The following is a 24,801-nucleotide window of genomic DNA, read 5'->3' as shown; positions in this document are numbered from 1 at the left end:
AACTGGCTCAGCAGTCGTCATCCTCGTCGGAGCAGCAGGAGCAGGCTTCGCCGGTGCGAGCTTCATGCCAGGCTTCGCGGCCTTCGCGCACGATGAAGTAGACGAGGGCGAGTCCAGCCAGAGGATCAGCCCACCACCAGCCAAGGAGGCGGTTGAGGAGCAAGCCCACCAGCAGGGCGAGCGACATGTAGGCGCAGGTAACGCTGCAGGCAGCGTCGGCCTTGAGGGCGGCGCTACCGATGCGGCGGGCGACGCGCAGTTTCCCCTGCCACAACAAGGGCATGATGATGGCGGCGGCCAGCGCGAGGCCCAGTCCCCACCAGGAGGACTCCGGATGGATCTGCTTCAAAAAGGTCCAGCCGCTGTCGATGACGATATAGACAGCCAGCGCGAACAGGCCCAGAGCGGTCACCCAGGACGCCCGGCGCTCGGCCAGCTCGACGCGCTCCTCCGATCCGCCGCGCTGCTCGACGAGCAGCCGCCACAGCAGGATACCACCGGCGATCAGCTCAATGATGCTATCGATGCCGAACCCCTCCAGCGAAACGCTGCGCGAGAGGATGCCGGTAGTGAGGGCGACCGTCGCCTCGATCACCATCCACCCAATAGTAATCAGCTCGATGCCGATGCCCAGCCGCACCTGTCCCCGGCGTCCTGGTGTCTGGGATGATGTAGAAAGAGAACGAGCCATGAAAGACAATACCTCTCGTCGCATATATATAGAGCGAGGGCAGGCATCTCCTACCCATTTTTGCTTGTGATAACTATAAGTATGATAAAATGGGAGGCCCTCGCTGTCAAGGAAGCTGTATTTGTAGACATATGCTCCGAAATGGGGAGGGGTTCGGAATTTTTCGACGTTAAAATGAGACGGTATAAAAATCGCTTGCCATAACGCGAAAATGCACCCCCATATCGGATGCCCACCCAACGCGAAAATGCACCCCCATATCGGATGCCCACCCAACGCGAAAATGCATCCGTAGGCGGCATAGGATTGCGCCCTTATGATAAACTCGAAGTGTATGAAAAGCAGCAATCCGGCCTTGCGCATGCCGCCCTGTTCACGTACGATTTGTTCCTAAAAGACGATGATGATTACCCTACCACCATGTCTAAGCCAGCCGATCGGACGCCAACGGAGCGGCATGCACAAGCCTACGGGCGACATTGCGTACGTGAACGGAGCGGCATGCACAAGCCTACGGGCGACATTGCGTACGTGAACGGAGCGGCATGCACAAGCCTACGGGCGACATTGCGTACGTGAACGGAGCGGCATGCACAAGCCTACGGGCGACATTGCGTACGTGAACGGAGCGGCATGCACAAGCCTACGGGCGACATTGCGTACGTGAACAGGGCGGCATGCACAAGGCCGGATTGCTGCTTTTCGGGCGTTTCACGTGTTTAGCAGGCCGCAATCCTATGCCGCCTACGGATGCATTTTCGCATTGGGTGGGCATTCGATATGGGGATGCTTTTTCGCGTTGGAGGGGTATCCGATATGGGGATGCTTTTTCGCGTTGGAGGGGTATCCGATATGGGGATGCTTTTTCGCGTTGGAGGGGTATCCGATATGGGGATACGTTTTCGTATTGGGTGAGCGTTCCCATATGGGGATACGTTTTCGTATTGGGTGAGCGTTCCCATATGGGGATACGTTTTCGTATTGGGTGAGCGTTCCCATATGGGGATACGTTTTCGTATTGGGTGAGCGTTCCCATATGGGGATACGTTTTCATATTTAAGGAACGTTTCGTGCGTTGAGAGGAGAATCGGACGCGAGGTCCGAACATATGGAGGGATTCAGGTATGGGTCGCGTTACTATTTTTTTGGACGATGGTGGGGTAATGAACGATAATGCGCTGCGGGGGCCGCAGTGGCGGCGGCTGGTGGGTGAGTTCTTTCCTCCGCGCTTAGGGGGGACAGCTCTGGCATGGGCCGAGGCGAACCTGGATGTGATGGAGCAGATGTTTGAGCCTCCAAACTGGGAGCGGCGGCTGGAGGCGGCGTCCGATTATGCCAGCTTCTATCGTCAATATGGGCTGGACTGGCTGGGTGGGATGTGCGCGCTGCTGAATATTTCCTGTCCAGTAGAAGAGGAGTGCATTGAGCTGGTCGAGCAGGCCAACGCCTTTATCATTCCGCGTGTGCGCTCGGCGTTTCCTGGCGCGGCGCAGGCCATTCGGCGACTCTATGACGCGGGTTACACGCTGCATACGGCATCGGGAGAACCGTCGAATGAACTGGCCTACTATCTGGAGGGGATGGAGGTGCGGGACTGCTTTGGCCGGCTGTATGGCCCGGACCTGATCGATACGTTCAAGCTGACGCCGCGCTATTATGAACGCGTCTTCGCCGATCTTGGCATAGAGCCAGCGGAGGCGCTGATCGTCGATGATCGGCCGGACTGCATCGACCAGGCGGCGCGGCTGGGCGCCCATACCGTGCTGATCGGCCCTAAATCACCCGAAACGTATCGGCCAGACCTGCGCCTGGCCAGCCTGGCCGAGCTGCCAGAGCAGATGCAGCGTTTCGATCTTACTTAAACAATCCCTCGTAACCGGGCTTGACGGCTGCATCCTTTTTCAGATACATTCATTCAAAGTGGAGGATGGGATACCACCAATAATCCACATATCATCCGCAAGCGACCATGCTTGCCCCATCCATCATAGAGACTGGAGATATTATTTGAACACTGCTGCACTTATCAAGCGAGGATTATGGCTTGAATATCTGACCCTGGGCTGGAACGTCGTCGGTGTCGTTATCGTCATTATCGCCGCCATCGCGGCTCGCTCGGTCGCCCTGGCGGGCTTCGGGCTGGACTCGCTAATCGAGATATTCGCCTCGGTTGTCGTCGTCTGGCAACTCAGAGGCATCAACCAGCAGCGCGAACACCTGGCGCTGCGCCTGATCGGCAGCGCCTTCATTGCCCTGGTCATCTACATCGTGGCGCAATTGCTGATCACGCTCCTGACCGGAACGCATCCCTCAACCTCCGTCGGAGGAATCGTCTGGATCGCGGCCACCTTCATCGCCATGCTGCTGCTCGCCCTTGGCAAGCGGCTCACCGGACGACAACTGCAGAACGAGGTCCTGCTGACAGAAGGGCGCGTCACCCTGGTTGATGCCTACCTGGCCGGAGCGGTCCTGCTGGGACTGCTGCTCAACGCCCTCTTTGGCTGGTGGTGGGCCGATCCCCTGGCCTCGCTCGTCATTGTGTACTACGGCATCAGGGAAGCGCTGCATGCCTTGCGCGGGAGCACTTCCCATCCACAGAAAGAGGAAGCCTGATGCTGCCGCTGCTTTTCTCCCTTGGGCTGCTGCTCATCGGGACCATCCTGCTGCTGAGAGGGGCTGATTGGTTCATGGATGGGGCGAACGATCTGGCCCGCACGCTTGGGGTCAGTGCGCTGGTCATCGGCGTGCTGCTGGCTGGACTGGAGCCGGAGGAGATGCTGACCGCGGCCATCGCCTCCGCGCGTGGCGCCCCCGCACTGGCAGTGGGCAACGTCATCGGCACCAACGTGACCATTACCACGATCGCCCTGGGTCTCAGCGCCCTCATCGTACCCCTGTCCATTCACCGCAACGTACGGCGGCAGGCCATCATCGCCACAGTGGTATCGGCCATTCCCATCATCTTGCTCGTGCCGGGTACAGTGTCCCGGCTGGCAGGGATCTGCCTGCTCCTCATCTTTGCTGGCTATACCATCTTCTTATTTCGCACCGATCGAACGGCGATCGAACGCATGGGAGAGCATGATGACGATGATGATGACGACGATGAGCAGGAGCAACCCGGCGGCCGGCGCCAGCGCTGGCGGCCGCTGCTGCTCACCATTGGCGGGCTGGTGGCGATGGCCATCGGGGGTCCCGCGCTGGTGGAGGGAGCCTTACGCCTGGCCAATAGCGTCGGGCTGGATCAGGGGGTGATCGGAGCCACCATCGTCTCGCTCGGCACAGGCGCCGAGATGATCGCGCTCGGCATCAGCAGCGCGCGCAAGCGGCAATCGGACATCCTGATCGGGGGCATCCTCGGCTCTTTCGCCTACAATCTGCTCGTCACCCTTGGACTCGCCGCCGCCATCCACCCTCTGCCGGTGGACGCGCCGCTGCGCCTGATCGCCCTGCCCATCATGATCGTCGCCCACCTGGCGCTGCTGGCGTGTGTCTGGTACGGAAAGATCACACGCCTGATGGGGAGCCTGCTCGTCGCTGGTTATCTCCTCTACCTGATCATCGTCGTGCTGGCCTAGTATATTGAGGCTCTGAAGAAGCCATGATAGAGTAGGAGAAACGAACAGGAGGACCTATGGAAGAGCTACAAGAAGATCCCCCCACTGCCCTAGATTCTGACGCATCAGTGCGAACTAAAGAGCAGTGGCTACATGTGGGCAGAGACCTCTGCGGAACCATCTACTATACAGGAGCGAAGAACCAGCGCGGTAGTTCCGTCAGCTACGTGGTGAAATAGTTCACAAAAAATCTGACTCATAGTTTATAGTACTTTTTATGACAAAAGCAAGATAATATAGTAATATAGAGCCCGAGATACTATAGTAATATAGAACCGAGGAATCAGGGCTTTCTCTTTTAAGTGCATGCGCCTCTTCCTGACCAACACTAAAATAGCCAGATCAGTTCATTGAAAGGATTCACAAACTATGGCATTCGCTCCGGGCGATAGGATCATTATTGATCCCGCTTATGTCCATTCGGTTGGGCAGCAAGTCAAGGCAGACGCCCAGAAGCTCATGGGTTCAGAGCCAGAGGGTGTACAAGATTTTCAGAATACGCTTACCCGCATTAACAATACTAATTTCCCCACGCAGCTTTACTCGACCTTCTATCAATTTATCAATATTCATACGACTGGATTTACTCAGCTCTTCCAGGATCGGCAGCATATAGGCGATGCCCTGCAGGATAGTGCAAACGCAACGGAGGAGAACGAAATCAAGACGATGGCTACATTTAAACCTACGCCCAGCACGAATTTTGACGGGCCAGAGCAGTTTCCTATTGGATAAAGGTAGAAGCTATCTCCACCTTTTTGAGAAAGAGCAAAAAGGAGTTTGCAATGACAACCTTCGATGATGTAACACGCTCATTCAACGAAGGACTATCGGCGATTACCTCGTATATTCCTAAAGTCATCAGCAATTTTCAGAATGCGGATCAGCATTTGCGCGATCACAAAAATAACCTGGTTGACAGTTACGAGGTTAAATTCGCGGGCATGGGCGCCACGATGTTTGCTCAGGCGGTTGAGAACAATATCGCGATTAGCAGCCGGATGGAGCAGAAATTGAGTGAATTTGGTATGTCCAGCGACCATATTAACAAGCAGATTCACACGATGAACCAGACATACGGTAGCCAGATTGACAATTATATACCACCTTCAGTGATGGCTGGTGACATAGGAGGGCTTGACTACTATGGAATGTCCTACCAGGATGCTACCACTCAAATGAGGGATGATACATTAATCAGTTATGTTGATGTTGGTGGTGTACTTGACCTGGGTAAATCATATCTCCTGAGCCAGCTCGAACAGGCGAAAGAGGGCATATGGGGCTACCTCCAGTATAAATCATCTCAAAACATGCAGCAGTATCAGAATATCTACGATACACAGACCAGCCGGGTACCAAAGGATGCTACCGCCATGCTAAATGAATACAAGCAGATGCATAATCAGAGCGTTCAGCAGGAGAATAACTATCTGGCGGAAGCGAAAAACCAGCTGGGGCAGATTTATACCAATCAGCAGAGTGCCTTCTCGGACTGGTATGATGCTGTTTCCGGGCTGATCGGAATCTACAACGACGAGATTGGCTGGGCTTCCGCGACGGGTACAGTGACAACAGGCGAGATTCTCCAGGATCTGATCCACGCCCCCAACGGCTCACCAATAGTAATCTATCAGACGAATGATGGTGGATTAGTGGTAGCCGTTAATTCTATGGGTGGCGGCAAAACTCCTCAGCAGAACGCACTGCTGGTACAGCAAGCGATTCAAGAGTACGACGCAATGAACGGCATCACCAATCCCAGGGTGACTATTCTGGGATATCAAGGTGGGAATGACATCGTGCAAGCTCTGGCGCAGGATAAAAATCCCTTCCAGCTAGAAAATGTAGTGCTCATTGGCGCCCAAATCTCGCAGATACCCGCAGGCGGCATCAACTATTATGACTACGTGGCTCCAGGCGATAATAACGCAGGGACAGGTAATCCATCCATTGTTCCTCAGAGCCCGACTGACTGGGCGAGCGATGGCATCGATATTGGCGAGATTGCGCTTGGGGCTACTGGAGGGCCGGCGGGAGTCGCGGTGGCAACAGGCGAAGTAATTGTCGGTACGGCTGTGCCCATGTGGCTCAATAGTAACACTGGCGATGTCAGCGGCGCGGCTAACTCAGGCACATACTTCAAGCCGCCTGCATCGCTCGGTCCAGGCGATGGCATCGGCGTTCGCAATCTGACGGCACTACCAGATGAGCCGGGGGAGACGAAAGAAGGCTGGAAATTGAGTAGTCACTTTCCTTTTGTTTATGGTAAGAGCGTCGACTATACTCAGAGTACCTTTCTGAATATGGTTGGTCTTCCATCCGATAGCAGTCAGGATCCTAAGAAGTTTGTCCAGGGTTTTCAGGCGCTCTCGGGGCCAACCTACTTCAATGTTCCCACTTCGTAGGCGTCTGGTGAGGAATAGGAAAGATGAACAGTGATACAATAGGCGGCCTCGTTGGCGTCTCTCTCTTCCTGGTACTGCCAATCGTGATTGGATTGGCATTTCTTATCAAAGCCAGAGCAGTTGCCCGTTCTCGGTTGCGCTGGCTGACCCACGATAACGCGGAACCGAGCGACGCGGCGGTTACGCGTTACCGTGTGCTGGGCGTGATTTTTATAGCACTGCCAATTATTGTCTTTGTCATGGCTATCGCGGCTATGATGAAGTAGCGGCTATCAGGAGAACCGCTGGTATCGCCCTCTGGGGCGCGTGAAGCACGCACGTCAACGCGCCCCAGGGGGCAATACCTTTGTTTGAGAATACGATCATAATACGCGACTGCTGGAGCCGACCATTGAAGAGGGCTTTTTCTGGCCCCAGCCATGCTACCAGGATGAGGAAGATGTGAGCAAGATCCAAGAAGTTTTTTTCTTGCTGCGCCATTAGAATAGATAGACGCGCAACGTGCGAGAACATCTACGCTCTCCATCAGTCATGCCGAATGCACGAGGGAGAGAAAAAAAGGAAACACCATGAGAAAAGTTATAGTACTCGAATTCATCACCCTTGATGGTGTCATACAGGCCGGAGGCGGGCCAGATGAAGATACCAGCGGCGGCTTCGCGTATGGCGGATGGCAAGTTCCATATTCTGACGAGGTGCTTGGAGCCACCATGAAGAAGCAGATGAGCCTGCCGTTTGATCTGTTGCTGGGGCGCAAAACCTTTGAAATCTGGGAACCGTACTGGCCGCAACATGCCGACATATGGCCCGGCGTCATGTCAGCAACCAAGTACGTCGCCTCGAATACCATAACTTCTAGCGAATGGCAGCCCTCCGTGTTTTTAGGCGGAGACATCGCGGAAAAGGTCAGCCAGCTCAAGCAGCAGGAAGGTCCGGATCTGCACGTGTACGGCAGTGCAAATCTCGTCCAGACGCTGATGAAGCATGATCTGGTCGATGAGTTCTGGCTCAAGATCTATCCGCTGACGCTGGGCAGTGGAAAACGGCTGTTTACCGATGGCACCATGCCAGCGGCGTTCAAGGTGACGGAGAGTCAGATCTCCCCCAATGGCATCATTATCGCGAATTACCAGCGTTCCGGCGCGGTCACAACCGGCTCGATGTCGGAAAGCTGACATCCCTGAAGCTACGAGGAACATTCCCAAACCCACACGTGCTTCGACCGCGCATCACACGCGAACGTGGAAAATCGGCTGATTGGTGAAAGGGGGTCGGAGATTGAGTGCAAAAAATTTGCACTCAATCTCCGGCATTCTGGCCTTTAGCACAGAAGCCTGGTCAATAGATGTCACCCTGGATGATCTCGTAGAGGACGACGGCGGCGGCGATCGAGACGTTGAGGGAATCGCTGCTACCGCGCATGGGGATGCTGACGACGAGGTCACAGGCCGCCTGCTGCTCGGCGGAGAGACCCTGGCGCTCACTCCCCATAAGCAGAATGGCCGCTTCAGGATAGTTGATCAGTTTATAGTGCGCGGATGCCGCGTCTGATGTGCCGATGACGGTGTAGCCGTGGCGCCGCTTCCAGTCCACGAAAGATGGGAACGAGGCTCGGACGAGACGCCGGGTGAAGATGGCGCCCCGACTGGCGCGCAGGGCGGCCAGGTCATAGGGATCGGTCGTGTGATCCAGCAGCAGCACGCCACAGCAACCGGTGGCGTCACAGGTGCGCAGGATCGTGCCCAGGTTGCCGGGATCCTGAATAGCCTCAAGGGCCAGCCAGTAGTCGCCCCGCGCCAGCTTCACCTGCTCCAGAGATTCCCAGCGCTGCTCAATCACGGCGGCGATCCCCTGATGCGCGAACTTGAACGAGAAGGACTCCAGCACATCAACGCTGACGAACAGGTAGGAGCCGCCCCGCCGCCGATAGTCTTCAAACAGATCCCAGACCCGCTGGCCCTTCAGCGCCTCAGGCACAGCGAGGAGCTGACGCACCAGGCCGGGATGCTGCAGAGCCTCCAGCACATGGTGGCGACCCTCAATCAGGGCCAGCCCGCTGCTCTCGCGCTCGGAACGCTTCAGAAGGGCGCGCAGTAGCCTGATCCTCGGGTTGTTTCTGCTGGTGATAATCAGAGCGGGATCGTGCGCGGGTATAGAGCGATCATGCTGTCCAGTCAGAAAATGCGGATGTTGTTTTGCCATGAGATAAACCTGCCTTCCAGAATGCAATGAGTGACAACGTCAAAGATTCTGGCCAGCCTCTGCCTGGCAAAATGGGGCCGTGTGTGCCGCGCAACATAAAAAGGGATAGAATGGGATGGGAGAGGTGGCCAGAACGTGGAGAGCCTGGCCCAGGCACACAAAAGAGGAGGGAAAAGGTAAAGCAGCACACACCGATGCAGTTCAGATTACATCGGTGGACGAAGGAGAAGAATTACTCTTCGTATTGAATCGCGCCTCCCTGTAAGCTCTGCAATCAGGCTCGCAAGGAGGCAGGGACATTAGCCCGTACAATGCGCAGATAAAATATATTCATGAGCAAAATGTACCATACTCAGCAATCGCTGTCAACACAAAAAAACATCCTGGGTGCGCATCATATTTTTGCCCAGGGGAAGGCAATGAGAAACGTAGGTGCGATCTTCATTCTCGATACTGGACGGAGCCGCTTCGCGGCAAGCGCTCACAAGGGGCAATACCTTCAACTTTAGCGAAAACAGGGAAGCATTTGGGCACGCGAAACGTCATAGGAACGCATGTGAGCGGTCCCCGATCACGATCATGTCCCCGTAGGCGGCCGTAGTTGCCGGGCTTGCCCCGGCTTTGCGGCTTTCTCGAGACGTTGGTGTGCCGCTCAGGCAGCAATCCGGCCTTGTGCATGCCGCACCCGTTCACGTACGATATCGTTCCTAAAAATCGGGAAAGCGGTCCTGCTCCGTGCAGAAGCCGACATATCGTACGCCAACAGAGCGGCATGCACAAGGTCGGATTGCTGCTTTTCAGAAAAAATACAGCATCGAAGAGGCCGCAATCCTATGCCGCCTACGGGGACATGACCGGGTCGAGGGATGTTCCATCTTCCGCTGCGATTTGTCGTTTTTCTTGCTGCTTGCTCTAAAGTTGATTTTTTTGCCCGCAAGATGCGCACATACCGCTATTGAATACATTGGGTTTCAGGCCAAAATCCTCGTTACTGCCTCTTTGTATATCGATGGCACCAACCCGGATATTCCGCTCCCAATTGATAACACTCGTCCAACTATGTTAAGCTATATTGCTTTTCCGTTAAAAAAAGCATACCATAATAAGAGCAATCGACGATCAAGGAGAGCGGGAGCTACTGCGACGCAAACAAACAGTCCGGACAGGTCGGAACATGTGTCTCCATAACTTGAAATGAAGGAGCAAAGCAATGGATCGACAGGCGACAACGTTTTTTCAACGCTTCCAGCCGGAGGATCGCGCTGCGCTGAGGCAGCAGGTTGAACAGGACTACGAGGAACTGGAGCAGGCACGCGTCGATGGCGATGAGCGCTGTCAGTTGGAGTGCTTGAGCCGCCTCGGACACCGTCTCACCATGCTTGGTGAGGAGAAAGAGGCCGCCCCGCTGCTGGGGCAGGCGTTCGCGCTGGCTCGACTGGTGGGAGATCAGCGCCTGGAGGTCGTCAATCTTCTGCACCTGGCTACGGCACAGCAGTATCTCGGCCAGCGTCACGAGGCACAGGATCTGTTCCAGCAGGCGCTGCAGAAGGCCAGGGACTACCACCAGGAGCAATACGAGGATACCATCCTGCAGCACCAGGGCCGCTGCTATGCCGAACAGGGCATGATCGCTCAGGCCCGCGCCTGCTTTGAGCAGGCCTTAGACCTGCGGCAGCAAAAAGGTGATCCGCGCGCCATCGCGGCTACCCGGCAATCGCTCGACGCGCTGAAAACGCTCGAATAGGCTGCATTTAAAATCATGTATTTGCATAGTAGATAGAATGCGTCTCGGCAAGGGAAGAAGGCATGGGGGATCGCGCCCATTGTGTAATAGTAGAACGAGGCGAGGCAACAATCCATCTCGGCCTCGGGATAGGCGCCACCCTACCGTCATATGTACTGGTAGATGCGCTGGAAGAATGGCGGAACGTTGAAGGATGGTTCGCCTACCCCGCCGACAGCCTGTATTGGACGCCGGGTGGCCTGCTGGTGGACCGGGATCAGAGGCGCCTGCTCTTCTGGGGCGGTGAAGATATTTGCTACAGACCCTATCTGAGACGCCCCCTGCTCGCCGCGCTGCGCGCGCTGTGTCCCGCATGGAGCATCGATTGGGCCATGCACGGCAATGCCGACCTGCAAGCGGCCCTGCCCCGTGGCCAATCTAACGTCCAGGAAGACGACCTGGACTTCGACTCTGCGCAAGGCTTTGATCCTGCACATCCGACCAATGACGAAAAGCTGTTCGGTGATTACGACTATACGAATACCCTTATTACGATCCGATGGCAAGACGGCGCGGTCTCCGATTACATCCTGGGAGACCTGCCCGGCATGGTCCTGGCCATTGGCCCCCGCCTATGCGATCTTTTAGCGAAAAAGCGGCCCTCCGCGCTCCCTCATGAGCGGGATGAGGAGTTCGCGGGTGGAGCATTGCTGGATGTCGTGACCCAGCAACTATGGGTCTGGGATCCATCCACACTTGATCCGCGCTACCTGGCAGCCTTAGAACGACTATGGACAGGCTGGCGCGTCGCCGGACACGTCGAAGGGATGGCGCGCCAGGTCAGTCTATCGGGCCGGGACCCCGCCCCCATCATGGTACCGTACGAGGAGTGTGCCACCCGGCTGCTCAAGGTCCTGGGACCCGTCACATTCTCCGGCTACCTCACCGAGGCAGAGCAACACTATATCGTGCGGCAGATTATGCGCCCGGCGGGAAGGATCGACTAAATCTTCAGAACAGAGATGACTTTATGCAGCGATCTGGGGACAGATGGGGCCAGGAAGCCGACAAGGTACTGGTAAGAAGAGCGAGGGACTTGCTTGAGAAGATGAGCTATGGCCGGGGACAGATTGACAATCATCTGTCCCCAGGTGCATTCGTTGTCCGATATCAGTCGTGCACGCGCAGACCTCGCACTCCACGTGTTTTTGTGCGCATCCCTGGTCCAGTGTAGACCCATTGGCGCACACCGACTTCCAGGCCATGCGCGGCCAACGCTTGAGATAAGCCTTTCGCCTTCTTTGGCGTGTAACCGTGGGCCGCGCACCAGTTTGTATAGGAGGTCATGACCTCGCTGTTAGCCACCCACGCGTCCTCCACCCTTTGACCGCACTGCGCCAGCCACAATCCCACCGTGTCTTGTTCTGGTCGCTGCGCCTGTGGATGATTGTCGGCCGCTTGCGGGATATGGGGCTGCCTCCCGTGGTGCTGGTGCCACTGATCCAGCAGTTGCTCCAGTTTGCGCGGCGTGTCGGCCTCCTCCAGCGGCGTATACACGGTAACTTTGAGATCCGGCGTATCAAAGACCTGAAAGGTCAGGCGTTCAAACACGAGCAGCCCCACCTGTGGATGATTGAGCGCTTTCCGCCCTTCCTGTCCACTCTGTACTTCATGATCAGGCCACCAGGCGCGAAATTCAGGGCTGGCGAGCATGAGATCATGGATCAACTCCGTCAATTGGGCGTCTGCAGGATAACGACCGTACATGCTCCGGAATTGGGCTAAGAGGTGTCGCGCATCTTCTTCCCAATCGACGACGAATTGCCGCGCCTGGGGATCGGTGAAGATGTTCCAGATCGTATTGCGTTCGCGCGGGGCGGTCATCTGGCTATAATCGCCAAAGAGCGCGCATCCAGCGTCGTTCCAGGCCAGGATATCCCATCGTCTTCCCGACACAAAGGCCGGACGAGCGCCAAACTGATCAAGGAAATGCTGTAACGCCGGACTGACGATCTCGGGTTCCAGGAACTGCGCCGGCGGTGGTTGCTGCTGGGCCAGGAGGAAGAGGTGAGTTCTTTCATTCACATCCAGGCGCAACGTCTGCACCAGGCGCTCTAAAACCTGCGTTGAGGGCGTAATGGGGCGTCCCTGCTCTAGCCAGGTGTACCAATCCACGCTCACGCCTACCATCTGTGCCACTTCCGCTCGTCTAAGTCCAGGAGTTTTGCGCCTGCTTCCTCGCGGTAGTCCTACCGCTTCAGGCATCAACCTGGCCCGGCGCGTACGCAGAAAATCTCCCAGTTCGTGCAAACGATATTCTTGCCGCTGCCTCTGACCAACCATGTCAGCCTCCTTCAATGCGGTATCCGCAAAAAGCAACATCTAAAACGAGGAGTATGATTCCTATGATCATTGCTCATCTTGTCCCATGATCTTCTTCAGTATACCATACTCTTAGCGCTGCGGGTGGAGTGCCTGCAGGCGAGCAAGTGAAATAAAAAGGAAAACATCATGGATTTAAGACTGACAGGTAAGAGGGCATTAGTGACCGGATCGAGCTCTGGAATCGGCGAGGCGATCGCGAAGCTACTGGCCACGGAGGGCATTACAGTTGTGGTACACGGCCGCGATGAAGGCCGGGCCAACGCGGTCGCTGAGGCGATCCGCGCCACAGGAGGAAAAGCCGAGGTCGCGCTTGGCGATCTCACCACCGACGCCGGGGCCGAGGCGGTCGCGACCGCGGCGCTCGCTGGCGGCCCTATCGACATTCTGGTCAACAATGCTGGCTTCATTGGCTACCTCTCATGGGAGCAGACGACGACTGCAGACTGGGCTGAGACCTACAACACCAACGTCATTTCCAGCGTGCGCATGATCAAGCATCTCGTGCCGCAGATGCGTGAGCGACACTGGGGGCGCGTCATCCAGATCGGAGGCGGCCTATCGCAGCAACCGAGTGCAATCATGCCACACTACAACGCATCCCTGGCGGCCCGCCATAATCTGGCGGTCTCCCTCGCACGCGAACTGACAGACACCGGCGTGACATCAAACGTCGTGGCGCCCGGCGCGATTCTTACGGAAGGATTTCAGACAGCGCTCACCCATATGGCGCAGGCTCATGGCTGGGGCGATGCCTGGGAGGAGATCGAACGCAACGCGACGCAGGCCATGGCGCCAAACGACACAGGCCGTTTCGGTCGGCCACAGGAGATCGCCATGGCGGTCGCCTACCTGGCCAGCCCGCTCGCCGATTATATAAGCGGCGCCACGATCCGCGTCGACGGCGGCACGGTGCGCACCGTCATCTAATCCCACGACCTCCTGCTGTAGGTGCCGGGGCGAGTTCGGCACCTACAGCAGGAGGTCGCCGACGTCGTCGCGGGGGATCTTCTCGTTGTCCTGATAGACAGGCTTGAACTTGCGGAAGTTGTCGGGAAAGAGGAGCAGATCATCGTTGGTGACCCATTGGTCGATGGCGCCCGGCGTATCGCAGTCCTGCAGCTCTGGTGGCAGGGACTCGCGCAGGGCGGCCTGCACATCCGCGAATGAGACGCTCATCTGCCCACGGCTATATACAGAGGGCGGCAGCAGCTGGCAGGGGCGCGTAATCTCAAGGCTCCGCTGCTCCTCGAAAAGGAGCGAGAGCGCTTCCTCCAACAGCAGGACGGACTGCCCCAGGTCGTCGAGCACGAGGCAGGATTCCAGGCGCGGTCCGATCTCCCCGGCGAGACGCGGCAGGGCATAGAACTCGCGCGAGAACCACTTCATGGTGCCGGGACAGTAGGCGCGATTGAGCAGGAAGGTCAGGCGCACCACGTGCTCGACCACTTTGTAGAGCATCATTCTGGCCGAGAGCGTATCGCCGCGCGCCGCGCACAGGCCAACCACGTCATAATCCTTGATCTTCTCCCAGGCGTAGAACAGCTTGTAGCGCCAGATGTCATCCGGCAGATAGGCGAACTCCTCGCGCACAGCCGTGATGTCGCCTACCGGATCGACGAAGATCCTGCCACGGGTCAGCTCCAGCAGCTTCTGCTCGGGAATGCAGAGCCAGTCGGACGGCGTGAGCTCCAGGCTGGTCAGGCCATATTGCAGCTCAAGGTAGCGCACCACATTGGTGATAGCCACGTGATGAAATCCCTCCTCCGGAGAGGGCGCGGGCACCAGGCAACCGGCCTCTTCATCGAAGCAGAAGCGGGTCGCGTAATCCCGAAAAGAGGCGGGCAGCTGCTCATTGAGCACCATGTTGAGCCGCTCCGCGTAGCGCACGTAGTCCCGCTCATCCAGCCAGAGGATGCAGCGCGGCCCCCACTCGTGGTCGCGCGACCACTCGTCATCGTGTCCCAGCACATCCGAACCGTAGCCCAGCAACCCCGCCGCGTAGCGATCCTCTAACTGCGGGAACTCCCGCTCAATAATCGGCAAGACCGCGTGAAAGAAAAAGCTCTCAGCCAGCTCCAGACCCTTCATGTGGCGTCCCTCCCTGTGTACATCTACATAAATACAGCAAGGGCATCTTAAATCAATGCATGAAACATTGCAATATTATCGAGGATATTGGCATGTATGCCCCCGCCCATAGCACACACTCCACACATAAAAGAATAATGTACATAATGGCTCTGGATTATTCATCGTAAAGATGGACTCATGAGGGAAAGTGTGCTACTCTGGATGGGTGATGCCCCATCCAATGTGTGATGGTGGACATCGAGAAACACGTAAAATACGCTCTGGGAAAAGAGGCTATCTATATTCGCCAGAGATGATAGTAGAAAGCGCAACTGCATGCCAGATGGACACATCCGCCAACATATACGTCCGGGAATGACCGTGTCAATCGTCCTCAAGCAAGACCAGCGAACAGGAAGGCTGACCCGAGGCGTCGTCAAGGATATTTTGACAAACTCCCCTTCTCATCCCCATGGGATCAAGGTACGGCTGGTCGATGGACAGGTCGGGCGTGTACAGAACATCGAGGAAGAGTAGGTCACACAAGGCTGCGATGTCTGGGCCATGATCGGATTATATCCAGGCAACAAGGAACATGATCGTGATAGGGCACCATTCACGCGTGTTCATGTGTTTGACACCCATAAATATTACGCGATACGCTGATGAAAAGGGTGGATTATACGCTATAAGAAAAGCGCACGGAGGGGATTGTATTCATAGCTGTCCGTCCATCAGAAGAGGTACAATTGGTCAACCGGTTGCCATGATACATTCAGGAGAGTGATGATGGGAGAAGCAGCCACGTATAAGGAGGCGCAGGCGCGCATAGAAGAGCTCACGCAGCGGATACGTGAGCTCGATGCCATGATGGAGCAAAAAACCGACCAGGTGCTGGATCAAGAGAGCCTGGGCGGAACCTGGGCGGTCCTCAACCGCCGCGAGGCCCTGGTCCGCGAACAGCAGAAACTGCTGAACCAGTGGGACGTGGCCGTCAACGATCTGCTGCGCTTCCTACCAGGCTCTGCACCTGAGCGGTACATCCGGCCGTCGATGGCGGGATTTTAATTTCGCCAATGCAAGAAGAACGGCTCTGAGCCAGAGCTTAGAATGGTAAAGGTCCATTGGTATGGGGCCTGGCCAGGCGCCGTCCCAGTAGACCGCCCAATGCGCCTATGCCCGATCCTAAACCAATCTCCAGGGCCTCCGTCACGATCAGGCCGCCGACAATCGCGATCGTTCGTAGTTCAGTTAACGAGAGCGTCTTACCCCGTTGTTGCGCCATCTGCGCAGCCCGATTGAGGGCCTGGGCGATCTGGGGATTATTGCCCACCACTTGAATAACTCCGAAAAGCACCACGATCAGGCCGCCAATCAGGCCGGTGATGAGTCCAATGAGCGCCCCCGTCTCGATCCGGCCAGTTTGACGTGCGGCGAACATACCGATCAGGAAAAAACCGATCAGCCACAGGGGAAGGTCCAGTATCAATTTGTGAGGGAGTTGGGAGAATAAGACCTGGATCACGCCCAGAATGCCCCCAAAGATCGCCCCCCATTTCCATATAAACGAGGCGCCTCTCTGTTGTCCAGTCCTCTGTTCTTGCATATGAGAATTCCTTTCCTGTTGGAGCATATGAGCAGAACCGTGTTCCCTGGTGGAGGGTGAACGCCTGATTCTCTCGCCGCTGACGTCTGCCCGTAGTCGGTTCCACCCCACCTGGAGGAAGAAACTAGACGGCATCGTTATTGCATATTGCTATATCAATTATGTACTCTATTGCCGTGCATCTTGTCAAGGTTCTGGTTGTGCCATAGCTTCCTCTGAGAAAAGTGTGATGGGATCGTGATGGTTCAGTACCAGCAAAGTGCTACCTCTTCTTAATACCAAATACCAATCTGCCTTTTCCAATTGATCGCATTCCCACGGGAACATGCCCCATGTTATGAGGTGGCGCTGGTGTAGCGACGCAGGCCGCGCTGCCAGACAAGGTGGGTGAGCAAGATCGCCAGCAGGCCCAGGGCGGCTCCAGGGAGGAGGATGGGCAGGGCGGGTCCACGGGTGAGGGCGAGCGCGGGAAAGGTGGCGACGAAGGCGATGGGCAGCACATAGGTCAGGATGGCGCGCAGCGGCTGGTGGTAGATGTCACTGGGATAGCGTCCAAACTGCCAGACGGCCGAGTAGAGGACGTCGAGCTCGATGGCGGGCGTCCAGAAGGCGAGGCTGGCCAGCAGGACGCGCGAGGCCCAGGTGATGCCACAGCCGACGGCGAGCAGAAGCAGCCAGCCGAGCCAGTTCCAGAACGAGGGCGCGGCGTTGAGCTGGCGCAGTCCGACGCAGATGATGGCGAGGCCGGGCAGCAGCTGCGTGATGGCGAGCGGAGCGCAGCTGCCCAGGCTGGCCGAGAAGAGGCTGGAGACCGGCCGCAGCAGGATATGATCGAAGCGTCCGTCCTTGATCTGTCCACCGAACCAGCTCAGGTTGGGCTCGACAAAGGTCGCCAGGAAGCCGCTTACCAGCTGAAAGGTCCCAAGCAGGATGGCGGCCTCACCCTGGTTCCAGCCAGCCAGGCTCCCGGTGCGAGTGTAGATCAGGGTCAGCGCGATCCAGATGGAAGCGCCGCCGATCAGGGTCATCATGACCTGGAACAGGAAGTTGGCGCGAAACGTTAGCTCGCGTCGCAGCGAGAGCGAGAAGATCAGACCCGAAAGTCGCAGGAGACGCATGGTAGCTTACCCTCCAATCGCGCTATAGCGGCGCACCCCGGCCCGCCAGACCAGGATGGCCAGTGGTAGAAAGACAAGGATCCAGAGCAGTTGCCAACCATAACCGAGCAGAAGCGTGCGGGGCGCCAGCTGGCCGCTGACGATTTCGGCCGGGAAGCCGAGCATAGCGCGGAACGGCAGCGCCTCCCCCAGCGGACGCAGGCCGATGGGAAAGAGCGGGATCGGGATGGCCGAGCCGCCGAGCAGGAAGAGCAGGGTCTCGCCAAAGCCCGCCACCCCATGCGCCTGCTCGGTCCAGAAGGCCGAGAGCGAGAGCAGGTAGGAGAACAGGAAGCGCAGAACGGCCGCCATCAGTAGCGCTGGCAGGGCCAGCAGCACAGCCAGCGGGTCGAAGCGCGCGTGGGTCAGCAGCTCCAGCAATAGGATCAGCGGCACACCGACCACCAGGTGCCAGAGGCGCAGCGCCAGGTTGGCCCCCAGCGGTCCCAGCACCACCGGCTGAGGCCTGAGCAGATCATGGGTCAGTTCCCCGGCATAGACGCCGTTGGAGAAGGTGTGCTGCTCATACGAGACGGTCAGCAGCTGACAGATCAGCAGGGCGATGTAGTAAGTCGGGATGGCCGAACTGCCGGGCAGAGCCACCGACCAGATGGTCAGACCCAGCAGGGGCGCGACCGCCTGGTTGATCGCCAGCGTGAGCAAGAAAGAACGCCAGGCCAGCCATTGCAGGATCTGGCGCCAGGTAGCCGTCAGCAGCAGGCTCCACAGACGTCTCATAGCCCTCCCTCCTGATAGACCTGGCCGATGACCTGCTCCAACGGCGGCTCCTCCACCGCCAGGTCGGTCACCGCCAGCTCGGACAGCAGGCGAGCCGTCATGGTCGGAACCAGCTCACGCCGCACGCTCAGCACAGCACTATTCTCGCCCACCTCGATTAGCTCCCCGTATTCATCCCAGTCTATTTTATGGCTATCAGAAAAAGAGAGGCGCAGCAGCTTCGCTGGAGCCAGGCGGGCCGACAGCTCGGACAGGCCACCATCGTACTGGATACGCCCCCTGTCGATGAGAATAATGCGGTTGCAGAGCGTCTCGACGTCGACCATATAATGACTGGTCAATAGGACGGTAGCACCGGTGCGGCGACAGTAGCTGGCGATGAAACGGCGGATCAGGTTGACGGCCGAGACGTCCAGACCCAGCGTCGGCTCATCCAGGAAGAGCACGCGCGGACGATAGAGCAGGGAGAGAGCCAGCCCGCAGCGCATGCGCTCTCCCAGACTGAGGGCGCGCACCTGCCGACTCAGCAGCTGCTCCAGGTCAAGCAGCTCGGTCAGGTCCGCTAGATTCTTGCGGAAGTCCGTGGCCGAGACTTCATAGATCGTCTGCTGGAAGCGCAGCGAGTCCAACACCGTCAGCTCGGTGGGACCACCCAGCGGCTGGCTGCCACGGATGAGGGCGATCGAGCGCAGGAAGGCGCCCTCGCGTTTCCAGGGGGTAAAGCCGTGGACGGAGACCGTCCCAGCTGCGGGATGCAGGATGCCACTCAACATCTTCAGGGTCGTCGTCTTGCCCGCGCCGTTGGGGCCGATAAAGCCAACCAGTTCTCCGGACTCAATAGAGAACGAGATGTCGTTGACCGCCTGAATCTGACGATAGCGGCGATGCCACAGCGAGCCTAGCGCGCCGCGCAGACTGGCCTCCCGCACAGGGACTCGATAGCACATGGAAAGATGGCTGGCAGCGATTCCAGACATGGTCATGCCTCCCTCTACACTTCTGTCAGGATCATTACATCTTTGCTGTATGTATTTCGATAGACATGCGGTGCTGCCCTGGCCGGCCATGCATTACTGGCAACATCTTAACTGTATAACACAGATGCAAGAATGGAGAGTTTTATGGAATGAATAATGCGAATAGCGAACGCTATTCGCATTATTCATTCCATAAAAGGGAAAAACTTTACATTTGCAGTTCAGGGTTACAGGTGAGGGATAGGGGATGGTTGATTGACGGCGCCCTGCGGGGTGAGGCCCTGGAAGACCTGCAGGATGTTGTGGGCGGCCTCCAGCTCGATGACCAGGCGCGCCTCGTCCACGGCCGTGCCGAGGTGGGGCGTGAAGAAGGTACAGGACTGCTCAAGCAGGTGCAACACCTCCTGGTGGACGCGATGGGTCACCACGACCCTGGGCTTACTCTCAGTCATGCTCTCCTACTCATTTCTAGCTGTACTCAAAATTACCTACCACTGCGTATCACATATATAAGCACGGTTGCGTGCGTGCCAGGGTTGTGCCTGTCAGCGGTAAGACGCACAGCCGGACGCAGCGCCGCGAGAAGCATATCACATCCTGGCACGGCGGCAGATATGCCGGCCAGTTGATATAACGAAGCGAGGAGCACGATGCTAAAACCAGCACCATCATATGAAGAAGCACTGACGCGCGTCGATGAAATATCCGCGCGCATCCATGAACTTGACGATGAGATGGGTCAGAAGATCAACCAGTTTCTGGAACAGGACGGCCTGGGCGCCAGCTGGTCGGTTCTCAATCAGCGCGAGTCGCTGGGCCGCGAACAAAAAAGACTCATCGGACAGTGGTACCAGGCCGTCAACGACCTGATGCTCTTCCCACCCTCCCAGCATGAAGAACGGCACGGCCACCCCGCCGAAGCACGATTTTAAACCCACGAAAAAATCGTCATCGTACGTTCGGCCCTTGCGGGCAATACTTTCAATTTAAGATCATGCCAAACGAGAAAAGACCACAGTATGCGTGGGGCTTGCCCCCGCTTTGCTTGCTTCCCAAAGGGCCGAACCTACATGCTGGGGGGATGGGCTGGTAAACCATAAACATGTGCGCTTATTCGGACCAGGTGAAGCCGAAAAGGTTACCTGTTTTTGTACTGATAGCGGGTTGTAGGGGCGGAGTCGCGGCCATCTGTTGATACTAAATCACGATGAAGGTGAAAAAACGAGGCACAAAGTCGGGTCGATCCGAACGTCCCTGACGGACACGATGGGCGTAGCGTGGCGGTCGGATGGTCGGCAGATCAGGTGGGGCCGGGGTGTAGGACCTCAGCAGAGCAGGGACGGCTGGCTCGATGCGCCGCGAGGGCCGGATCAAACCCTGGCGCCGACCCACCTCGAGCAGTCGCTGGATCAGGGGCTGCCCACCCGATCGCGTGGGCGCCTGAGCAAGCAAGGTGGCAAGCACGGGCAAGGACACGTCGAAGAGAGGGACCTGGGCGGCGAAGGCCACCTGAGCGTGGAGCGCATGGAGCACCTGAGCCAGGATGAAGGCGGCGAAGAGCTGCTGAAGCACCAGGAGAGGATCGCAGGACCACCACACGCGAATGCCCAGCGTGCATTTGAGCGCTTTGAACGCCAGCTCGATCTCCCAGCGACGCGCGTAGAGGCGAGCGGCCTCGCTCATGCTCAAGCGATCGGGTTCGCAGATGTTGGTCAGATACTGGTACAGCTTGCCGTGATGCTCAAACTGGATCAGGCGCACCCGGTGGGCACAGCGATCGGCGCGGTAGGCTCCCAGCCAGACCAGGGCGTCGAGCGTGGTGCCTTGCTGCACAAAGACGTGCAGGATCTGGTAGGAGGTCTTCTCCCGCATCCGTGAGAGCCAGAAAAAGCCCTGGTCCGTGAGCCAGTCAAACCAGGGAAAGCTGAAGTAGCCCAGATCGGCCAGCAGCAGGCTGCCAGCGGGCAATCCACGCACCACGTCCTGGACGAGCAGTTTTTCATTGGCAAAGACGTCCTCACGGAAGAGGATACGAACCCATTGCTGGCGGCGGACATCAAAGAGGGCGGCCAGTCTGCCGACCAGCAGGCGTGGACTGTCCACGGCTTCATCGCGCACATCCTGCATGCGCCGCTGGACGGCATCGAGCGTGGTTTGATCCAGAGCGAAGATATGGGAAACCCAGGGAAGCAGATCACACTGGGCGACCGCCTGGGTTTGGGCATGCAAGCCGGTGCTCACGCGCAGCAGGAGGCGCTGCCAGACGTCGAGGGAGGTGTGCAAGAGGCGTTTGCGGATGGCGTCACGAGTATGGGGCAAGAGAGGAAAGTGGCCGACCCCCGACCAGGTAATCAGGCGCCAGACGCAGGCATAGCTCTTCAAGCCGCGCAGCAGCGCCAGCAAGACCGCCAGACACAGATGCTCAGAGGAGAGCACTGCGGGTCGTCCACGAGGGCGGCTCACCGCAGCGGCAGGGGGATCAGAGGGTTCGATGAGGCGCTGCAAGCAGCCAACGATCTGTTGTGAGAGCGAATCGGCATTCGCCTCTTCGGGCCCAGATGCGGTATGATGAGGCATACGAGGAAGATCCTTTCGAAAACGTGTGATGACAATTTCTTTGGATGTTCCTCGATATTTGCCACTCTGGCAAGTCTCCCTCCCCATCCAGAGACCTTTTGGCTATTTAGTATCAACAGATGAGTCGCGGCTGGTTCTTGCTCAGACAGGGACGCAATACGCTGCAGAAGTACATCGGCCTCCTTGTGCTTTCCTTGTCTGACATAGAGATTAGCCAGTCCGGTTAGCGGATAGCGTATGGCGGGATGCGACATATCTGAGCACTGCTCGAAAAGCTGGAGCGCGCGCTGATAGCTTGTTTCGGCCTCGGCATACCTTCCCATCTTTAAATGCAGCATCCCTAGCGTATCCATATAAAAAGCGAAGCGTAAATTTTCTGTCCCACATGTATGCTCCTGGATATGCAATGCGCGCAGCAGTAATGGTTCAGCCTCACTATATCTTCCTGTTTCGATATAGAGAGCAGCCAGATTGTTGAGGAGCATTGCAATGTTCGCTGTTTCTATCCCCTGGGCTTTTTCCTGGATGGTGATGGCCCTGAGTAATAACGCTTCGGTTTCTTGTGAATTGAGCCGACATTGAGCGCAAGAACTGAGTGCCAGCGTACACAATAGCGTAGACAGGCAGGGATGATCAGGTCCAACTACCTGTTCTTGTAATCTGAGCGCTCTCTGCGCAAGCTCGCGGGACTTTGCATATTTTCCAGCTTTGAAACACAAGGCTGCGAACATTTCTAGCAGCATAGCGAGATCAATATGCTCTGAGCCCAGGGCCTGTTCTCGTTCGTGAAGGATGCGCTGAAAGAGTTGCTCGGCTTCTTCATAACGACCAAACTCGCTCAAGAGGCAGACCAGACCGCATAAGGGCCGGATCGCTTGTACGCTATCAACTGAGGGCATCTGTTGATAGATGCCTGCTGCACGCTGATAATACATTTCAGCTTCAGCGTACTTTCCCTGTTTGCGTTTAATATCTGCGATATCGTTCAACAGTGCCGCTACATCTGCATCCACAGCTTCAGATGTCTGTGCCAGGAGCAGCAGGGCTTGCTGATAGAGTGTCTCGGCCTCAGCATACCGTTCGCGTTGTGCAAGGTAGTTGGCTGTTTTGGTGAGCAAGGCAGAATGGGTCGTGAGGGTGCACGTTCCCTCGCCACTCTGTCGGATCAAGAACAGTGCATGTGGTAATAGTTGCTCGCACCACGGCCAGATTTGCATAGAGCTTTGATCGTCAGGGAATGCCTGATTCACCATCTCGAATACGTGCATAGCCCAGCGCTGACGCGTGCGCTCGTCTAGTCCTGCCTTGAGTGTGGTCTGTACCAGACGATGGATCGTCAGCGTTTTGGTCCGGCTGTGACGGCGAATGAGCGAGTAGGTTAGTAATTCTTTGAGTGCGGCATTGAATTTTCTGGGGGTGGTCAATACTGCTTGTGAGGTTGGCCCCAGACAGAAGGCTCCTTCGGTGAGTAAACGTTCTGGAATCGCATCCGGGGCTAGAAAGCTACAGATCGTCAGGATATCGATGGCTCCAGGCGAGCCAGGACGCACTTTCTCAAGAGAGAGCTGAATGGTTCGTTCAACCGAAAAGGGATGATTGGAGTACACATTGCGCTCCCTGAGCATTTGTAGCGGTGAATCCTGGAGCAGGTGCAAAAAATCTTCCAGGCTGCATTGTGTTTCTTCTATATAGCCGCCAGCCTGATCAAGTGCCAGTGGCAATCCCCCCATCGCTTCTGCGATCATACGCGCTGTCACTATATCTGGTATATGATCAAGCTGCGAGTCGAATGGTAGGTGAGGGTCGATGCGTCTGGCGCGCTGCAACAAGAAGAGCACACTTTCCTCCAGCGGCATCTGCGGCACTTCCATGCTCAGCGCCAGTGTACCGACCGTGTTGCGCTGGGTAGTTAGCAACAGGGTCCCGCGATTGGCTGTAGGCAAAAAACCTTTCAGCATCTCAAGATCTTCAACATTATCCAGTACCAGAAGCCAGTCGCAGTGAGTGTCAAGCCAGTTTCTCACGGCGCTCACCACCTTGTTTTGATCTGGTTGCTGACTGGCGGGTAGTTGTAAGAAGGTGGCGATAGAGACAAAACTGGAGATGATTGTTTCTGGTTCTTCCGCTCCAACCCAGAGCATCGCCGTATAGTCCTGCGCATAACGGTACGCATATTCGAGGGCCACCTGCGTTTTGCCAATCCCACCCGGACCACTTAATGCGCTGGATCGAGCGAGGGTTGCAAGCTTCTGCTGGGAAAGAGTCGTATGCAGGTGACGCAGCAGCGTTTCCCGTCCAGTAAAAAAAGGGTTGCGTTGATATGGTACGCACCAGGGCTTTTCAGCGAACGGCACGCTGCTGATATTACCAAACAACGTCTCACGAGACACCTGTAAGGCCTGACAAAGCAATTCACGCGATTGGCCCTGCGGCACAGCTCGATCGCGCTCCCAGCGCTGAATACTCCTGGCCGATACCCCAATCGCCTCCGCCAGTGTCTCCTGTGAATGATTAGCAGACACGCGTGCCGCCAGTAAACGTTGACCTAAAGAAATTGCATTTGTATCAGGTGTTGATTCCATCAATACTCCCATTAACACTCGAAAGGTGGCCGCAATCAGTGGTTATTTCCTGCCAGGTGCCTGTTACA

Annotated in this window: 25 protein-coding genes; 13 read left to right on the top strand and 12 right to left on the bottom strand. The window is 56.9% G+C overall.

Annotated elements, in window-relative coordinates; genetic code table 11:
* Window positions 1-7: 7 nt before the first annotated feature.
* Window positions 8-691, bottom strand: coding sequence for a cation efflux transmembrane domain-containing protein (locus KTT_RS21550; RefSeq protein WP_126598085.1), 684 nt, complete (start codon window positions 689-691; stop codon window positions 8-10).
* Window positions 692-1,815: 1,124 nt separating this feature from the next.
* On the opposite strand from KTT_RS21550, the gene KTT_RS21545 reads away from it, so the two are divergent.
* From KTT_RS21545 to KTT_RS21520, 6 genes are all read left to right on the top strand, one after another.
* On the top strand, window positions 1,816-2,553 hold the full coding sequence (locus KTT_RS21545) for an HAD family hydrolase (RefSeq protein WP_126598083.1): 738 nt from the start codon (window positions 1,816-1,818) through the stop codon (window positions 2,551-2,553).
* 145 nt (window positions 2,554-2,698) lie between these two features.
* Entirely contained in the window at window positions 2,699-3,304 is a 606-nt protein-coding gene (locus KTT_RS21540) for a cation efflux transmembrane domain-containing protein (protein ID WP_126598081.1), read from the top strand.
* A complete protein-coding gene (locus tag KTT_RS21535; protein WP_126598079.1) occupies window positions 3,304-4,269 on the top strand; it encodes a sodium:calcium antiporter in 966 nt (321 codons plus the stop codon). Before KTT_RS21540 ends, KTT_RS21535 begins: the two co-directional genes overlap by 1 nt.
* Window positions 4,270-4,677: 408 nt before the next feature.
* A complete protein-coding gene (locus KTT_RS21530) occupies window positions 4,678-5,043 on the top strand; it encodes a hypothetical protein (RefSeq protein WP_126598077.1) in 366 nt (121 codons plus the stop codon).
* Between the two features lie 50 nt (window positions 5,044-5,093).
* On the top strand, window positions 5,094-6,716 hold the full coding sequence (locus KTT_RS21525) for a hypothetical protein (RefSeq protein WP_126598075.1): 1,623 nt from the start codon (window positions 5,094-5,096) through the stop codon (window positions 6,714-6,716).
* A 23-nt stretch (window positions 6,717-6,739) separates the two neighbouring features.
* Window positions 6,740-6,982: a DUF6199 family natural product biosynthesis protein gene (locus KTT_RS21520; protein WP_126598073.1), complete on the top strand. Its 243-nt coding sequence runs from the start codon at window positions 6,740-6,742 to the stop codon at window positions 6,980-6,982.
* Here KTT_RS21520 and KTT_RS21515 read toward each other — a convergent pair.
* Entirely contained in the window at window positions 6,969-7,229 is a 261-nt protein-coding gene (locus KTT_RS21515; protein ID WP_126598071.1) for a hypothetical protein, read from the bottom strand. The two genes, KTT_RS21520 and KTT_RS21515, sit on opposite strands and share 14 nt — an antisense overlap.
* A gap of 56 nt (window positions 7,230-7,285) precedes the next feature.
* Between KTT_RS21515 and KTT_RS21510 the strand changes: the two genes are divergently transcribed.
* Window positions 7,286-7,891, top strand: a complete 606-nt coding sequence (locus tag KTT_RS21510; RefSeq protein ID WP_126598069.1) for a dihydrofolate reductase family protein — start codon at window positions 7,286-7,288, stop codon at window positions 7,889-7,891.
* Window positions 7,892-8,054: 163 nt separating this feature from the next.
* Here KTT_RS21510 and KTT_RS21505 read toward each other — a convergent pair whose 3' ends face one another.
* The gene (locus tag KTT_RS21505; RefSeq protein WP_218030956.1) at window positions 8,055-8,918 is read right to left on the bottom strand and encodes a TrmH family RNA methyltransferase; all 864 of its coding nucleotides are present in this window, start codon (window positions 8,916-8,918) and stop codon (window positions 8,055-8,057) included.
* A 1,210-nt stretch (window positions 8,919-10,128) separates the two neighbouring features.
* On the opposite strand from KTT_RS21505, the gene KTT_RS21500 reads away from it, so the two are divergent.
* Entirely contained in the window at window positions 10,129-10,662 is a 534-nt protein-coding gene (locus KTT_RS21500; RefSeq protein WP_126598067.1) for a tetratricopeptide repeat protein, read from the top strand.
* 62 nt (window positions 10,663-10,724) lie between these two features.
* Window positions 10,725-11,648 carry a hypothetical protein gene (locus KTT_RS21495; protein WP_126598065.1) on the top strand — a complete coding sequence of 308 codons (924 nt, stop codon included), beginning with the start codon at window positions 10,725-10,727 and terminating at the stop codon, window positions 11,646-11,648.
* A gap of 163 nt (window positions 11,649-11,811) precedes the next feature.
* On the opposite strand, the gene KTT_RS21490 is transcribed toward KTT_RS21495, so the two are convergent.
* Window positions 11,812-12,984, bottom strand: a complete 1,173-nt coding sequence (locus KTT_RS21490) for a helix-turn-helix transcriptional regulator (protein ID WP_126598063.1) — start codon at window positions 12,982-12,984, stop codon at window positions 11,812-11,814.
* A 168-nt stretch (window positions 12,985-13,152) separates the two neighbouring features.
* Between KTT_RS21490 and KTT_RS21485 the strand changes: the two genes are divergently transcribed.
* Window positions 13,153-13,953: an SDR family NAD(P)-dependent oxidoreductase gene (locus tag KTT_RS21485; RefSeq protein WP_126598061.1), complete on the top strand. Its 801-nt coding sequence runs from the start codon at window positions 13,153-13,155 to the stop codon at window positions 13,951-13,953.
* 42 nt (window positions 13,954-13,995) lie between these two features.
* Here KTT_RS21485 and KTT_RS21480 read toward each other — a convergent pair whose 3' ends face one another.
* On the bottom strand, window positions 13,996-15,114 hold the full coding sequence (locus KTT_RS21480; RefSeq protein WP_126598059.1) for a DUF4037 domain-containing protein: 1,119 nt from the start codon (window positions 15,112-15,114) through the stop codon (window positions 13,996-13,998).
* A gap of 318 nt (window positions 15,115-15,432) precedes the next feature.
* On the opposite strand from KTT_RS21480, the gene KTT_RS21475 reads away from it, so the two are divergent.
* Window positions 15,433-15,633 carry a YwbE family protein gene (locus KTT_RS21475; protein ID WP_126598057.1) on the top strand — a complete coding sequence of 67 codons (201 nt, stop codon included), beginning with the start codon at window positions 15,433-15,435 and terminating at the stop codon, window positions 15,631-15,633.
* A 249-nt stretch (window positions 15,634-15,882) separates the two neighbouring features.
* Window positions 15,883-16,164, top strand: a complete 282-nt coding sequence (locus tag KTT_RS21470) for a hypothetical protein (protein WP_126598055.1) — start codon at window positions 15,883-15,885, stop codon at window positions 16,162-16,164.
* Between the two features lie 37 nt (window positions 16,165-16,201).
* Here KTT_RS21470 and KTT_RS21465 read toward each other — a convergent pair whose 3' ends face one another.
* The 5 genes from KTT_RS21465 to KTT_RS21445 form a co-directional block, all read right to left on the bottom strand.
* A complete protein-coding gene (locus KTT_RS21465; protein ID WP_126598053.1) occupies window positions 16,202-16,702 on the bottom strand; it encodes a DUF5518 domain-containing protein in 501 nt (166 codons plus the stop codon).
* A gap of 335 nt (window positions 16,703-17,037) precedes the next feature.
* Window positions 17,038-17,820 carry an ABC transporter permease gene (locus KTT_RS21460; protein WP_126598051.1) on the bottom strand — a complete coding sequence of 261 codons (783 nt, stop codon included), beginning with the start codon at window positions 17,818-17,820 and terminating at the stop codon, window positions 17,038-17,040.
* Window positions 17,821-17,826: 6 nt separating this feature from the next.
* A complete protein-coding gene (locus KTT_RS21455) occupies window positions 17,827-18,597 on the bottom strand; it encodes an ABC-2 family transporter protein (protein ID WP_126598049.1) in 771 nt (256 codons plus the stop codon).
* The gene (locus tag KTT_RS21450; RefSeq protein ID WP_126598047.1) at window positions 18,594-19,574 is read right to left on the bottom strand and encodes an ABC transporter ATP-binding protein; all 981 of its coding nucleotides are present in this window, start codon (window positions 19,572-19,574) and stop codon (window positions 18,594-18,596) included. The genes KTT_RS21455 and KTT_RS21450 overlap by 4 nt, the downstream gene beginning before the upstream one ends.
* 227 nt (window positions 19,575-19,801) lie before the next feature.
* Window positions 19,802-20,026, bottom strand: coding sequence for a hypothetical protein (locus KTT_RS21445; RefSeq protein ID WP_174844794.1), 225 nt, complete (start codon window positions 20,024-20,026; stop codon window positions 19,802-19,804).
* A 198-nt stretch (window positions 20,027-20,224) separates the two neighbouring features.
* On the opposite strand from KTT_RS21445, the gene KTT_RS21440 reads away from it, so the two are divergent.
* Window positions 20,225-20,506 carry a hypothetical protein gene (locus tag KTT_RS21440; protein ID WP_126598045.1) on the top strand — a complete coding sequence of 94 codons (282 nt, stop codon included), beginning with the start codon at window positions 20,225-20,227 and terminating at the stop codon, window positions 20,504-20,506.
* A gap of 265 nt (window positions 20,507-20,771) precedes the next feature.
* On the opposite strand, the gene KTT_RS21435 is transcribed toward KTT_RS21440, so the two are convergent.
* Window positions 20,772-22,151 carry an IS4 family transposase gene (locus KTT_RS21435; protein ID WP_126595959.1) on the bottom strand — a complete coding sequence of 460 codons (1,380 nt, stop codon included), beginning with the start codon at window positions 22,149-22,151 and terminating at the stop codon, window positions 20,772-20,774.
* Window positions 22,034-24,733 (bottom strand): FxSxx-COOH system tetratricopeptide repeat protein, encoded by a 2,700-nt coding sequence (gene fxsT / locus KTT_RS21430; RefSeq protein ID WP_160146025.1) that lies wholly within the window; start codon window positions 24,731-24,733, stop codon window positions 22,034-22,036. The genes KTT_RS21435 and fxsT overlap by 118 nt, the downstream gene beginning before the upstream one ends.
* Window positions 24,734-24,801 lie beyond the last annotated feature (68 nt).

It is taken from the genome of Dictyobacter aurantiacus, assembly GCF_003967515.1.
Classification (GTDB): domain Bacteria; phylum Chloroflexota; class Ktedonobacteria; order Ktedonobacterales; family Ktedonobacteraceae; genus Dictyobacter; species Dictyobacter aurantiacus.
Note: the sequence above shows the minus strand (reverse complement) of the source record. Positions and strands in the feature narration are given on the sequence as shown.